At 65.2% G+C, this 13,974-nt stretch carries 11 protein-coding genes; 9 read left to right on the forward strand and 2 right to left on the reverse strand.

The features are described 5' to 3' along the window. Positions 1-86 precede the first annotated feature (86 nt). The 5 genes from pbpC to BRA471DRAFT_RS19240 all read left to right on the forward strand — a co-directional run bounded on the left by pbpC (position 87) and on the right by BRA471DRAFT_RS19240 (position 5,980). Entirely contained in the window at positions 87-2,195 is a 2,109-nt protein-coding gene (pbpC, locus tag BRA471DRAFT_RS19220) for a penicillin-binding protein 1C (RefSeq protein WP_035974102.1), read from the forward strand. A 50-nt stretch (positions 2,196-2,245) separates the two neighbouring features. After that, positions 2,246-3,988: a glycosyltransferase family 39 protein gene (locus BRA471DRAFT_RS19225; protein WP_007610199.1), complete on the forward strand. Its 1,743-nt coding sequence runs from the start codon at positions 2,246-2,248 to the stop codon at positions 3,986-3,988. A 1-nt stretch (position 3,989) separates the two neighbouring features. After that, positions 3,990-4,835 (forward strand): phosphatase PAP2 family protein, encoded by an 846-nt coding sequence (locus BRA471DRAFT_RS19230; RefSeq protein WP_007610200.1) that lies wholly within the window; start codon positions 3,990-3,992, stop codon positions 4,833-4,835. Positions 4,836-4,898: 63 nt separating this feature from the next. After that, positions 4,899-5,645 carry a glycosyltransferase family 2 protein gene (locus BRA471DRAFT_RS19235; RefSeq protein ID WP_007610202.1) on the forward strand — a complete coding sequence of 249 codons (747 nt, stop codon included), beginning with the start codon at positions 4,899-4,901 and terminating at the stop codon, positions 5,643-5,645. Continuing rightward, positions 5,642-5,980, forward strand: coding sequence for a lipid-A-disaccharide synthase N-terminal domain-containing protein (locus BRA471DRAFT_RS19240; RefSeq protein ID WP_007591223.1), 339 nt, complete (start codon positions 5,642-5,644; stop codon positions 5,978-5,980). Before BRA471DRAFT_RS19235 ends, BRA471DRAFT_RS19240 begins: the two co-directional genes overlap by 4 nt. Before the next feature lie 10 nt (positions 5,981-5,990). Here the strand turns inward: BRA471DRAFT_RS19240 and BRA471DRAFT_RS19245 are convergent, their stop codons facing one another. Continuing rightward, positions 5,991-7,682, reverse strand: a complete 1,692-nt coding sequence (locus tag BRA471DRAFT_RS19245; RefSeq protein WP_007610207.1) for a Na/Pi cotransporter family protein — start codon at positions 7,680-7,682, stop codon at positions 5,991-5,993. A gap of 155 nt (positions 7,683-7,837) precedes the next feature. Next, complete coding sequence (gene metC / locus BRA471DRAFT_RS19250; RefSeq protein WP_007610208.1) at positions 7,838-9,022, reverse strand: cystathionine beta-lyase; 1,185 nt, start codon at positions 9,020-9,022, stop codon at positions 7,838-7,840. Positions 9,023-9,416: 394 nt separating this feature from the next. On the opposite strand from metC, the gene BRA471DRAFT_RS19255 reads away from it, so the two are divergent. From BRA471DRAFT_RS19255 to BRA471DRAFT_RS19270, 4 genes are read left to right on the forward strand one after another with little or no spacing between them, the layout of a single operon-like run. After that, positions 9,417-10,433 (forward strand): amino acid ABC transporter substrate-binding protein, encoded by a 1,017-nt coding sequence (locus BRA471DRAFT_RS19255; protein ID WP_007610210.1) that lies wholly within the window; start codon positions 9,417-9,419, stop codon positions 10,431-10,433. A 25-nt stretch (positions 10,434-10,458) separates the two neighbouring features. Next, positions 10,459-11,664, forward strand: a complete 1,206-nt coding sequence (locus BRA471DRAFT_RS19260) for an amino acid ABC transporter permease (protein WP_007610213.1) — start codon at positions 10,459-10,461, stop codon at positions 11,662-11,664. Beyond that, complete coding sequence (locus BRA471DRAFT_RS19265) at positions 11,661-13,181, forward strand: amino acid ABC transporter permease (protein WP_007610214.1); 1,521 nt, start codon at positions 11,661-11,663, stop codon at positions 13,179-13,181. The genes BRA471DRAFT_RS19260 and BRA471DRAFT_RS19265 overlap by 4 nt, the downstream gene beginning before the upstream one ends. A gap of 11 nt (positions 13,182-13,192) precedes the next feature. After that, positions 13,193-13,930: an amino acid ABC transporter ATP-binding protein gene (locus BRA471DRAFT_RS19270; RefSeq protein ID WP_007610215.1), complete on the forward strand. Its 738-nt coding sequence runs from the start codon at positions 13,193-13,195 to the stop codon at positions 13,928-13,930. Positions 13,931-13,974 lie beyond the last annotated feature (44 nt).

Genomic DNA, 13,974 nt, shown 5'->3' on the forward strand with positions numbered 1-13,974 from the left:
CGCCGTCATGCCCGGGCAAAAGCGCGAAGCGCGTCTTCGCTCAGATGTCCCGGGCATCCACGGACTTTGGTGCGAGAGGCAAGAACGTGGATGGCCGGGACAAGCCGGGCCATGACGGAGCAAGGGGCGGGGGCCTGCATGTCCTCCGCGCGCTCGCACTCTCGCTCATCCTCGCTATCGTCGGCTTCGTCGCCTGGGTTTACTCCCTCGGTCCGCTGCCTTTCGACGAAGCCCGCCAGGTCTCCACCACCGTCGTCGATCGCAACGGCAAGCTGCTGCGCGCCTATGCGATGGCGGATGGACGCTGGCGGCTGCCGGTCGAGACAAAAACGAACGTCGATCCGACCTATCTGAAGCTGCTGCTCGCCTATGAGGACCAGCGCTTTTACGCACACGACGGCATCGACCCGCTGGCGCTGGGGCGCGCCGCGTTTCAGATTGGGACGCGCGGCCACATTGTCTCGGGCGGCTCGACCATCTCGATGCAGCTCGCGCGGCTGATGGAGCCGCGGCGGCAGCGCTCGCTCTATGCAAAGTTGCGGCAGATCGTGCGTGCGATCGAGATCGAGCGCAGCTTGAGCAAGGAGCAGATCCTCGATCTCTATCTGGCGCTCGCGCCTTACGGAGGCAACCTCGAAGGCATTCGCGCCGCCTCGATCGCCTATCTCGGCAAGGAGCCGAAGCGGTTGTCGCTGGCTGAAGCCGCGTTGCTGGTCGCGCTGCCGCAATCCCCGGAGACCCGCAGGCTCGATCGCCATCCCGATGCGGCGCGCAAAGCGCGTGATCGCGTGCTCGACCGCATGGTCGAGGAGCAACAGATCAGCCTCGATGATGCCAAGCAGGCCAAAGCCGTTCCCGTGCCGAAACTGCGCAAGCCGATGCCGATCCTGGCGCCGCACGCCTCCGATGCGGCGCTTGCGACGGTCAAGGACGCGCCCGTCATCAAGCTGACGCTCGATGCCAACCTGCAGAAGGTGCTGGAGCCGCTGGCGCGCGACCGTGCCATTGCGCTGGGACCGAACATCTCGGTCGGCATCATCGTCGTCGACAATGAGAGCGGCGACGTGCTCGCGCGGGTCGGCTCGGCGGATTATTTCGACGAGCGCCGGGCAGGGCAGGTCGACATGACCCGCGCGGTCCGCTCGCCGGGCTCGACGCTGAAACCGTTCATCTACGGGCTCGCCTTCGAGGACGGCTTCGTTCACCCCGACAGTCTGATCGACGATCGGCCCGTGCGCTTCGGCTCCTACACGCCGGAAAATTTCGACATGACGTTCCAGGGCACGGTGCCGGTGAAGAAGGCGCTGCAGCTGTCGCTGAACGTGCCCGCGATCGTCCTGCTCGACCGCGTCGGCGCGAGCCGGCTGGCCTCGCGGCTGCGCCAGGCTGGTGGCAATCTGGTGCTGCCCAAGGACGAGGCGCCCGGACTTGCCATGGGCCTTGGCGGCGTCGGCGTGACGCTGCAGGACCTCGCCCAGCTCTATGCGGGCTTCGCCCGGCTCGGCACCACCAAGCCGCTGCGCGAGATCATGAGCGACAGGGACGACCGCGAGCCGCTGCGGCTGCTCGATCAGGTCGCGGCCTGGCAGGTCGGCAACGTGCTGCTCGGTACCCCGCCGCCGGAGAACGCGGCCCACAACCGCATCGCCTTCAAGACCGGCACCTCCTATGGCTACCGCGACGCCTGGTCGATGGGCTTCGACGGGCGCATGACCATCGGCGTCTGGGTCGGCCGGCCCGATGGCGCACCGGTTCCGGGCCTGATCGGGCGTGTCGCCGCCGCGCCGATCCTGTTCGACGCCTTCGCCCGCACCGGCAAGACGCTCCTGCCGTTGCCGAAGCCGCCGAAAGGAACTCTCGTTGCCAGCAACGCCAAGCTGCCATTGCCCTTGAGGCGGTTCCGCCCGGTCGGGGATCTGGTGCGGACCGGGGGCGAGCAGGCTCTGCACATTCAGTTCCCGCTGAACGGCTCTCGGATCGACGTCGATCGCTCAGGTGGCGAAGGGGGCGCAGCCATGCCGGTCAAAGTCGCCGGCGGCGTCCTGCCCATGACGGTCATGGTTAACGGAACGGCGCAGGGTGAGATCGACGGACGACGCCAGCGGCTGATCGATCCGCCCGGTCCCGGCTTTGCGCGGCTGACCGTCATCGACGCCACGGGCGCCGCGGACACAGTTGTCATTCGAATTCAATGACCCTGCCTCAAGCGGTTGTGGCGATGGCGGTTTCAGCGTAAGCGGAACCGATGGCCGAGACCTACCCAACACCCCGTTTTGGAGCTCCCCACGAGCCGAAATCCCCGGTGAATCCGGGCAGCCGGCTCGTGTCCATGTTCGACATCGCCACGGCCAGCCACGTCCGCGCGGTCGCCTTCCTGCTGCTGTGCGCGCTGCTGCTATTCCTGCCGGGCTTCTTCACAATTCCGCCTGTCGATCGCGACGAGGCGCGCTTTGCGCAGGCGACCAAGCAGATGGTCGAGAGCGGCGATTATGTCGACATCCGCTTCCAGGAAGACGTCCGCTACAAGAAGCCGGTCGGCATCTACTGGCTGCAATCGGCCGCGGTCGAGACGGCATCGGCGCTCGGTCTGCCGCGGGCCGAACTGCGCATCTGGGTCTACCGGCTCCCGTCGCTGATCGGCGCGATCGGCGCAGTGCTCATGACCTATTGGGCGGCGCTCGGCTTCGTCACGCGGCGCGCCGCGGTGCTTGCGGCACTTCTGATGTGCGCCTCCGTGCTGCTCGGCGTCGAGGCGCGGCTTGCCAAGACCGACGCCATGCTGCTGTTCTGCGTGGTCGCCGCGATGGGCGCAATGGCACGGGCGTATCTGTCGTGGCAGCGCGCCGAGGACGAGACGCATCCGCCCTGGAGCTGGCCCGCGATCTTCTGGACGGCTCTCGCCGTCGGCATCCTGATCAAGGGCCCGCTGATCCTGATGTTCGCGGGCCTGACCATCGTCGCGCTCGCGATCCAGGACCGCGATGCCTCCTGGCTATGGAAGCTGCGCCCGCTCTGGGGCCTGATGTGGATGCTGGTGCTGGTGCTGCCCTGGTTCGTCGCGATCTTCTGGCGCGCGGGCGATGCCTTCTTCGCCGATTCCGTCGGCGGCGACATGCTGAGCAAGTTGGGCGCTCAGGAATCTCACGGCGCGCCGCCCGGACTGTACCTGGTGCTGTTCTGGATCACGTTCTGGCCCGGCGCGCCGCTCGCGGCGATGGCGGCGCCCGCGGTCTGGCGCGCGCGGCGCGAGCCCGGCGCGCAATTCCTGTTGGCTTGGCTGGTCCCGTCCTGGATCGTCTTCGAGGTGGTGCTGACCAAGCTGCCGCATTACGTGCTGCCGCTGTACCCTGCGATCGCGATCCTCACCGCGGGCGCGCTCGAGCGGCGGGTGCTGTCCTGGTCTTGGCTGATGCGCGGCTCGGCCTGGTGGTTCGCGATCCCCGTTGGCGGCTCGATCATCGCGGTCGTCGGCGCGGTGATGCTGACGCGGCAGCCTGCTTTCGTGGCCTGGCCGTTCATCGCGGCCTCGCTGATTTTCGGCCTGTTCGCCTGGTGGCTTCACGACAACAATCACGCCGAGCGCTCGCTGCTCAACGCGCTGGTCGCAGCCCTGATGCTTGCGGTGACGGTCTACGGCATCGTGCTGCCGTCGCTGACGCCGCTGTTTCCGAGCATCGAGATCGCACGCGCGCTTCGCAACGTCACCTGCGTCGGCCCGAAGGCGGCCGCGGCCGGCTATCACGAGCCGAGCCTCGTCTTCCTGACGGGTACGCAGACAGTGCTCACCGACGGTTCGGGTGCCGCGGATTTCCTGCGGCAAGGGAGCTGCCGTTTCGCGCTGATCGAGCAGCGTTCGGAGCGTGGCTTCGTGCAGCGCGCCGAGGCGATCGGGCTGCGCTACAAGGTCGGCACGCGCATCGACGGCTACAATTTCTCGCAAGGGCGTGCGATCTCGATCTCGATCTTCCGCTCGGAAGGCACCGAGTAGGATGTCGGCACCATCCGACATCGCGCCGCGCGCGAGCTATCCCGCGCAATTGCTCACGTTGTCGGGGCGCGCCCTGGCGCAGCTCGTGCGCTCGCCCTCGCATTCGCGTCGCGCCGAGGCCGCGCGAAAGCTGGCGCGGCATTCGCTGTGGCTCAGTGCGGCAGGTGCAGCCCTGGTCATCGCGCTGATGGTCGCGTTCGACCTGACCGAGATCCAGCTGATGCCGGCGCGTGGCACGCCCGGTCTGTGGCCGATCCGCATCCTCACCGATTTCGGCAAGGACGAGTATGTGCTCTCGGTGCTCGGGGGCGCTCTGGTAGTGCTGGCGCTGGTTGCGGCGGGATTGCACGGCACGAGCCGCGCATTGTTGCTCGGCCTCGGCACGCGGCTGCAGTTCATGTTTCTGTCTGTTGCCGTGCCCGTATTCGTCGCCGAGATCCTGAAATATCTCATCGGTCGCGGACGTCCGTTCGTCGGCGGCAAGGCCAATCCCTTTAACTTCATCCCGTTCGAGGGGACCGGGGCCTATGCCAGCCTGCCGTCGGGGCATGCGGTGACGGCGTTCGCGCTGGCGTTTGCGGTCTCGGCGCTGTGGCCGCGCCTGCGCGTGTTCATGTTCACTTACGCGATCGTGATCCTGCTGACGCGCCTGGTGCTGCTCGCGCACCACCCGAGTGACGTGGTGGCCGGCGCCCTGGTCGGCATGGTCGGAGCCATGGCGGTGCGGTACTGGTTCGCGGCCCGCAAGCTCGGCTTTGCCATCCGTGCCGACGGCACCATTGTGCCTCTTGCGGGGGCGGTCTCGGGCCGCCTCAAAAGGGTTGCCCACGGGGCATCCGCCCCATAAAAGCGGCTGCCTGCCGGGACCGCCGGTTCCCGAGCCAAGCCCATTCCAACCACGAGCTTCGATTTGTCGTCCCAGCCTTCGGTTTTCCAGCCCTCGGTTTCCATCGTCGTTCCCGTGCGCAACGAAGCCGACAACATCGTGCCGCTAATCGAGGAGATCGGCGCGGCGCTCGACGGCCGCTGGGCCTATGAGATCATCTACGTCAATGACGGTTCGACCGACGCGACCGGCGAACGGCTCGGCGCGGTCATGAAGCAGCGGGACAATCTGCGCCAGCTGCGCCATGCCAAATCAGGCGGCCAATCCGCGGCCGTGCGCAGCGGCGTGCGTGCGGCACGCGGCGCGATCGTGGCGACGCTCGACGGCGACGGCCAGAACAATCCGGCTTTCCTGCCGGACTTGATTTCGGCCGTCGAGAACGGAAGCAAGGTCGGACTTGCGGCCGGACAACGCGTCGGCCGCAAGGATACCGGCTTCAAGAAATTCCAGTCGCGCGTGGCCAACGGCGTCCGCAACGCGATCCTGAAGGACGGTACGCGCGACACCGGCTGCGGTCTGAAGGCGTTCCGGCGCGAGGTATTCCTGATGATGCCCTATTTCGACGGGCTGCATCGCTTCCTGCCGGCACTGGTGCGCCGCGAGGGCTACGAGATCGCCTATGTCGACGTGATCGACCGGCCGCGCCGCTCCGGCGTCTCAAACTACGGTTTCTTCGACCGGCTGTGGATCGGCATCATGGATCTCGTCGGCGTGTGGTGGCTGATCCGCCGCAAGAAGCCGACGCCGGATGTGACTGAGGTGACGGCATGATCATCCAATACGGTCAGGCGCTGAGCAATTATTTCTACGACGTATTCGTGGCCAAGTTCGACTTCTGGCTCGCGTTCGGCCTCGTCGCGCAGCTGTTCTTCACGGCGCGCTTCCTGGTGCAGTGGATCGCGAGCGAGCGCGCCGGCAACAGCGTGGTGCCGATGGCGTTCTGGTTCTGCTCGATGGGCGGCGGGCTGATGACGCTGGTCTACGGCGTCGTCAAGCGCGAGCCTGTCATCATCCTCGGCCAGGCGCTCGCGACCATCATCTATATCCGCAACATCATGCTGATCGTGAAGAACCGCGGCCGCGCGTCAAAGACGCTGGAGCGCTGATCCAAGGCGACTAGCGCGGCAGCGCTGACGCCGCGCCTGTTGCGGGCAGGGCGGCGGTCTCCGCTTCGTGCCTGCGATGGGGCTCGCCGGCCGCGTCGAGCACGGGATAGGCGACGGAGCAGATATGCGAGTGGATGCGGCGCAGGTCCCGCAGCACGTCCAGATGCAGCGACGTGGTTTCGATGGTCTCGGGGCGGCCCTCGCGCAGGCGATCGAGGTGGCGCTCGACGGCGGCAAGCTCGGTGTTGCGTAGCGCCGTCTTCTCCACCAGCAGCTTGCGGGCCTCGTTGGCGTCGCCCGACATGAAGACGCCGAAGGCGATGCGCAGCGAATCCATCGTGCGCTTGTGGAAGGCGGCGAGCTCCTCGGCGCCCTCGGGCGAGAACTGGAAGCGGCGCTTGATCTTCTTGGTCGCGAGCTCGCTCAGACTCTTGTCGATGATGTCGCCGATATGTTCCAGATTGATGGCGAAGGAGATGATCTCCATGGCGCGCCGGCCCTCGCTCTCGTCGAGGCTGCCCCGCATGAGTTTGGTCACGTAGAGCTTGATGGCTTCGTCGAGGCCGTCGACGATGTTGTCCATCTTCGAGACCTGGTCGACCAGCGCACGGTCGCCGCTCATCATCGCCGCCATCACCTTGCGCAGCATGATTTCGACGAGGTCGCCCATGCGCAGGGTTTCGCGGCCGGCATCGGCCAGCGCCAGCGACGGCGATTCCAGCGCGGTCTCGTCGAGATAGCGCGGCCGGGCCGGATCGGCCTCCTGAACACGATCGGGCAGGAGCCGGGTCAACAGGCGCGACATGGTGTCGAGCAGGCCGATGAAGATAATGGCCGTGCCGACGTTGAAGGCGATATGAAACGCCGCCGTCATCCTGGCCAGATCAGGCTGCCAGGCGTGCATGTGTTCGGCGATCGAGCCCAGGAAGGGCAGGACCAGGGCGATCCCGATCACGCGGTTGACGAGATTGCCCACCGGCAGGCGATAGCTGGCGGGATCGTCACGCTTGGCGCCTTCGAATACGGGATTGATGGCGCTGCCGAGATTGGCGCCAAGCACCAATGCGAGCGCCGCGTAAGGCGAGATGAACTGCGAATAGGCCAGCGACATGATCAGCAGCACGCTGGCGACGCTCGAATGCACCGCCCAGGTGACGAGCGCTGCGATCACGATGCACAGAATGGGATCCCCCGTGATGGAGGACATCATGACTCGGACGCCCGGTGCGTTCTCGGCCGGCGCCAGCGTGTCGAGCAGGATGTGCAGCGACAGCAGCATCAGTCCGAGGCCGATCAAGACGCGGCCGACATCCTTGATCCGCGAGCGCGGACCGGCGCGGAAGGCGACCAGTCCGAGCACGAACAGGACCGGCGCCACAGCGGCGATGTTGAACGACAGCAGCTGCACGATCAACGTCGTGCCGACATTGGCGCCGAGCATGATGGCGAGCGCGGTGACCAGGCTGAGCAGGCCCTCGGCTGCGAACGAGCTCGTGAGCAGCGCGGTCGCGGTGCTGCTCTGGAGCAGCGCCGTCAGCCCGAGACCGGCGGCGAACGCGTTGAAGCGGTTTCCAAGCGCCTTGCCGAGCAGCCGTCGCAGGTCCGGGCCAAAGGCACGCAGAATCCCGCTGTGGACCATGTGCAGGCCCCACAGCAACAGCGCCACGCCGCCCATCAGATCGAGCAGTACCAACGTTCCCATGCTCCGTGTCCGGATTGGAGTCGATTGGTGAGGCTAGCGCCAAATGCTTGAGGTTCAAACCATTTGTTGGCGCAGCCGCGTCAACGTTTGCAGCGGCCACGCGTTCCTGCGGCGCGCGTTGGCGCGTCCGCAGGCGCGGTGCCTTGCGAGTAGGCTCACATTGCTGCCTTGAGGGCAGCGAAGCCGCGATCGAGGTCGGCCTTGAGGTCGTCGGCGCTTTCGAGCCCGATATGCAGACGCAGCGTCGGGCCGCCCGGCGCCCACTTGGTCGCGGTGCGATAGCCGTCGCAGTCGAAAGGAATCGCAAGGCTCTCGAAGCCACCCCAGGAGAAGCCCATGCCGAACAGTTTGAGCGTGTCGAGCATGGTGTCGACCGCCTTCTGCGGCGCCGGCTTCAAGACGATGCTGAACAGGCCCGACGCGCCCGTGAAGTCGCGCTTCCAGATCGCATGACCCGGATCGGTCTCGAGCCCCGGATGCAGCACGCGCGCGACCTCGGGCCGGCCGGCGAGCCAGCGCGCCATGTCGAGGCCAGAACGATGATGCTGCGCGAGGCGCACCGACAGCGTGCGCAGGCCGCGCAGCGCGAGGAAGACGTCATCGGGACCGGCGCAGACGCCGAGCAGGCGGATACCTTCGGCGATCTGCGGCCAGGCCTTGGCATTAGCCGAGATGGTGCCGAACATGATGTCGGAATGGCCGCCGATATATTTGGTAGCGGCCTGCATGCTGATGTCGACGCCCTGTTCGAGCGAGCGGTGATAGAGCGGCGTCGCCCAGGTGTTGTCGTCGATGACGAGCGCGCCGCGCGCATGCGCGACCTCGGCGATGGCGCGGATGTCGGGCATCTCGAAAGACTGCGAGCCGGGCGCCTCGACCAGCACGGCGCTCGTGTTGGGCCTGAACAGCTTGTCGATGCCGGCGCCGATCATCGGATCGAAGTAGGTGGTCTCGACGCCGTAGCGGGTGAGCATGCCGTTGCAGAAATTGCGCGAGGGCCGATAGACGTTGTCGCAGACCAGGATGTGGTCGCCGGCCTTCAGCACCGAGAGCAGGGTGGTGGAGATCGCCGACAGCCCCGACGGTACGATGCCGACGCCGGCGCATTGCGGCCCCTCGAGCGCCATCAGGGTCTCCTGGAAGGCCTTGGTGGTGGGGGAACCGTGGCGGCCATAGGTGAACTCGCCGCGATGGGCGTGCAGGGCCTCGGCGGTTGGATAGAGCACGGTCGAGCCGTGGAAGACGGGCGGGTTGACGAACCCCTTCTGCGCCTTGGTGTCGCGGCCGGAGGTGACCAGCCGGGTCTCGGCGTGCTGCTCGGAGGGGTCTGAGGAATCCATGCGTCTGCTTTCAAAAGCGCGTTTCCATCAGGCGCGCTGCGCCCGCGGGCTGGCCGAAAGGCCGCTGTCGTTAATAACAGAACACAGAAGAGTCCCGTCAACCCCTTGACCCGGCACGCCAGTCGTTCTGTTATCGCAGGTGCTATTCAGTCGCCGCATGTTGAGGGGCCTGCCGCGACCTTCGATCCATCGCTTGACCGGACCATGCGCCACAGCCGTAACGGCGGGCGCTTTCGGCGGGGATTAAGGTAGGGCCTCCCGGGATCGGCGGGTGATCGGCAAGGTTTTCCAGCATGACTCTTGCAAGGCTGGTCTTGATACGGCTAGCCCCGGCAGAGACGATCGCAAAGACAACGTTCCTGACCTTGAGACGACTTTGAAAGGCCCAAAGCCCATGAAACGCATAACCCTGGCTCTCACTCTCGCTCTCGCCGCCGGCCTGACTGCCCAAGCCGCCGATGCGCAAACGCTCAAGACCGTCAAGGACCGGGGCATGCTGTCCTGCGGTGTCAGTCAGGGCCTGCCCGGCTTCTCCTCGCCGGACGACAAGGGCAACTGGACCGGGCTTGACGTCGACGTCTGCCGCGCGATCGCCGGGGCGATCTTCAACGATCCGACCAAGGTCAAGTTCGTGCCGCTCTCCGCCAAGGACCGCTTCACGGCGCTGCAATCCGGCGAAGTCGACGTGCTGTCGCGCAACACCACCTGGACCATCTCGCGCGACACCTCGCTCGGCGCCAACTTCACCGGGGTGACCTATTATGACGGGCAGGGCTTCATGGTGAAGAAGTCGCTCAAGGTGAATTCGGCGCTCGAGCTCAACAGCGCCTCGGTCTGCGTCCAGACCGGCACCACCACCGAGCAGAATCTCGCCGACTACTTCAAGGCCAACAACATGAAGTACGAGGTGATCGCGTTCGGCACCAACGACGAAACGGTCAAGGCCTACGAGGCCGGGCGCTGCGACGTCTTCACCACCGACCAGTCGGGTCTGTACGCCAACCGCCTGAAGCTTGCCAATCCCGGCGATCACATGGTGCTCCCGGAAATCATCTCGAAGGAGCCGCTCGGACCGATGGTGCGCCACGGCGACGACCAATGGTTCGACATCGTGAAATGGACGCTGTTTGCCCTGATCACCACCGAAGAGCTCGGCGTGACCGCGAAGAACGTCGACGAGAAGACGAAACAGGAAAATCCGGAGCTGAAGCGCGTCCTGGGTACCGACGGCAATTTCGGTGAACAGCTCGGCCTGAGCAAGGATTGGGTGGTGCGTATCGTGAAGGCCGTCGGCAATTACGGCGAAGTGTTCGACCGCAACGTCGGCGCGGGCTCGCCGCTCGGCATCAGTCGAGGTCTCAACAATCTCTGGAACAAGGGCGGTCTCCAATACGCGCCGCCGATCCGCTGACCCCGCCTGACCCGCGCTCGCGGCGATGAGCATCGAGGCCCGCAAACCCCCGCCCCAGATCGCGCTGAAGATCAGGCGCGTTCTGGGTGGCAAGACAGGCTGGAACGGCATCGCCGTCCAGTTTGCCTTCGCGGCGATCCTGGGCTGGATTGCCTATGAAATCGTCTCCAACGCCCGCGCCAACCTCGAGAACCAGCACATTGCCGCCGGCTTCGGCTTCCTCGCGAACAACGCCGGTTTTGACGTCAATCAGACGCTGATCTCTTATACCGGCTCGGACACGTTCCTGCGCGTGTTTCTGGTCGGGCTCCTCAACACGCTCGTGGTCTCGGTGGTGGGCATCGTCTTTGCCACGGTGATCGGCTTCATTGTCGCGCTGTGCCGGCTGTCACCCAACTGGCTGCTCGCGCGCATTGGCGAAATCTATGTCGAGATCATCCGCAACCTGCCGGTGCTGTTCCAGATCCTGTTCTGGTACTTGGCGGTGCTTGCGGCCTTACCCAATCCACGACAGAGCATTTCGCTGCTCGGCATCGCCTTCGTCAGCAATCGCGGTCTCGTCATTCCCCGCCCGATCGGCGAGAGCGGCTTCGAGGCGTTCCTTGCGGTGCTGGCGTTCGGCATCGTGGCTTCGGTCGCATTGCGCATCCATGCGCGCCGGGCGCTGTTCCAGCGGGGTCACATGATCCGGATCTGGCCCTATGTGCTGGGCCTGCTGTTCGGACTGCCCCTTATCACCATGCTGGTAGCGGGTCTGCCCTTCAGCTTCGAGCTGCCGCAGCTCAAGGGCTTCAATTTCGCCGGTGGGTCGCGGATAATCCCGGAGTTCGTGGCGCTCACGTTGGCCTTGTCGACCTATACGGCTGCCTTCATCGCCGAGATCGTGCGCGCGGGCATCCTCTCCGTCCATAGCGGGCAGATGGAGGCGGGGGCGTCACTGGGCCTGAGCCGCGGCACCACGCTCCGCCTGGTGGTCGTGCCGCAGGCGATGCGCGTCATCGTTCCGCCACTGACCAATCAGTACCTCAATCTCACCAAGAATTCGTCGCTGGCCGTGGCGATCGGCTATCCTGACCTCGTATCCGTGTTCGCCGGCACGTCGCTGAGCCAGACCGGGCAGGCCATCGAGATCATCGCCATGACGATGGGCGTTTATCTCCTGATCTCGCTGATCACCAGCGCCGTCATGAGCGTCTACGGTTGGCGCATCAGCCGGAGTCTCGGCGCATGAGCGATATCACCTCGTCCAGCTTCGTCCGCCAGGATCTTCTCGATGAGCGTCCCGCGCCGGTGAAGACCACGGGCTTCATCGGCCTGGTGCGGACGCGCCTGTTCAACTCGCCGACCAACATCCTGCTCACGATCGTTGGCGCCTTGCTGCTGTGGTTCACCATCATTCCTTCCGTCAGATTCCTGATGGTCGATGCAGTCTGGACCGGCAAGGATCGCACGGCCTGTCTCGCCGAGAACGCCGGCTTTGCGGTCGGCGCCTGCTGGCCTTACATCCAGGCCAAGCTGCCGCAGCTGATCTACGGCTTCTACTCGGAAGCCGAACGCTGGCGGGTCAACCTCACGCTCGTCCTGTCAGTGGTCCTGTTGGTGCCGTTGCTGATTCCGCGGCTGCCGTCGAAAGGTTTGAACGCAGGCCTGTTCTTCTTTGCGTTTCCGGTGGTCGCATTCTTTCTGCTGCATGGCGGCGGCATCAAGGGATTTGGCCTGAGCTGGACCGCTGACCTGCTGCAATTGTTCGACGACAGCATCATCGGCGCCGGGCAGGCTCTGCTAAGTCTCGGCAAGACGTCCGCTGCCGCACCGCTGTTGTGGGCCGTCGGCAATGTCATCGTGCTCGTGGGGACCGCGATTTACTGGCTGATCTTTCCGCTGACCTGGCTGCGTGACCAGCTGCAGGGGACGGGCCAGTCGGTCTGGGCCGATTTCGCCATCACCGCCGCGGTCGTCTCGCTGATCGCCTTCGTTCTCGGCGGCGGCCTCCGCACCGGGGGGCGGGCCCTGACATCCAGCATCGCCACCTTCGTCGCCATCGCAATCGTGATCAAGCTGATGGGGCTCGATCACGGCGGTCTGCCGATCGTGCAGACGAACCTTTGGGGCGGACTTCTGGTGACGCTGGTGGTCTCCGTTACCGGCATCGTCACCTCGTTGCCGATCGGCATTGCGCTGGCGCTTGGCCGCCGCTCGACCATTCCGCTGATCCGGATCTTCTCGATCGCCTTCATCGAGTTCTGGCGCGGCGTGCCGCTGATCACCGTGCTGTTCTTCGCCACCTACATGCTGCCGCTGTTTCTGCCGGGCAATTTCACGGTCGACGGGTTGGTGCGTGCGCTGATTGGAATCTCGTTGTTCACGGGCGCCTATCAGGCCGAGAACGTCCGCGGCGGGCTGGCTGCGATCCCGCGCGGGCAGGGCGAGGCGGCCGCGGCGTTGGGGTTGTCCTGGTGGAAGACGACCTCGCTGATCGTGCTGCCGCAGGCCCTGCGCCACGTCATTCCGAACCTCGTCAACAGCTTCATCTCGCTGTTCAAGGACACTTCGCTGGTCTCGATCGTGGCGCTGTTCGATCTGCTGGGCTCGCTGCGCGCGTCGTTCTCGGATCCGAAATGGTCGTCGCCGTCGACCGCGTTCACCGGGTTCGCGTTCGCCGGGATCATCTACTTCATCTTCTGCTTTGGAATGTCACGCTACTCGCTCTTCGTCGAACACCGCCTCAACGCTCACCGCCGCAACTGATCGAGGTCACCATGTCCGACCCCATCGTCAAGATTTCCGGCCTGAACAAATGGTACGGCGAGTTTCATGTGCTGCGCGACATTGACCTTACGGTCGAGAAGGGCGAGCGTATCGTGATCTGCGGCCCCTCCGGGTCGGGCAAGTCGACGCTGATCCGCTGTATCAATGCGCTCGAGGAGTTTCAGGAAGGCGAGATCGTCGTTGACGGCATCGAGCTCGGGCCGAACCTGAAGCAGGTCGATGCGGTTCGGCGCGAAGTCGGCATGGTGTTCCAGAGCTTCAACCTGTTTCCGCATCTTTCGGTGCTGGACAATTGCACGCTGGCGCCGATCTGGGTGCGCAACATCCCCAAGAAGGACGCCGAGGCGGCGGCGATGAAGTTTCTGGAGCGGGTCAAGATTCCGCACCAGGCCAACAAGTTTCCGGGACAGATGTCCGGCGGTCAACAGCAGCGCGTCGCGATCGCCCGCGCGCTGACGATGAACCCGAAGGTGATGCTGTTCGACGAGCCGACCTCGGCGCTCGACCCTGAAATGGTCAAGGAGGTGCTGGATACCATGGTCGACCTCGCCGAGGAGGGCATGACCATGCTGGTCGTCACCCACGAGATGGGCTTTGCCCGCGAGGTCGCCAACCGCGTGGTGTTCATGGACGCGGGCCAGATCATCGAAGCCAACACGCCCAACGAGTTCTTCGCGGCCCCGCAGCACGCCCGCACAAAACTGTTCCTGAGCCAGATCCTGCGCTGAGCACCTGCAATCCTGTGGCGTTGCTGGTCTAATTGACCCGCCAG

It is taken from the genome of Bradyrhizobium sp. WSM471 (genome assembly GCF_000244915.1).
Taxonomy (GTDB): Bacteria; Pseudomonadota; Alphaproteobacteria; order Rhizobiales; family Xanthobacteraceae; genus Bradyrhizobium.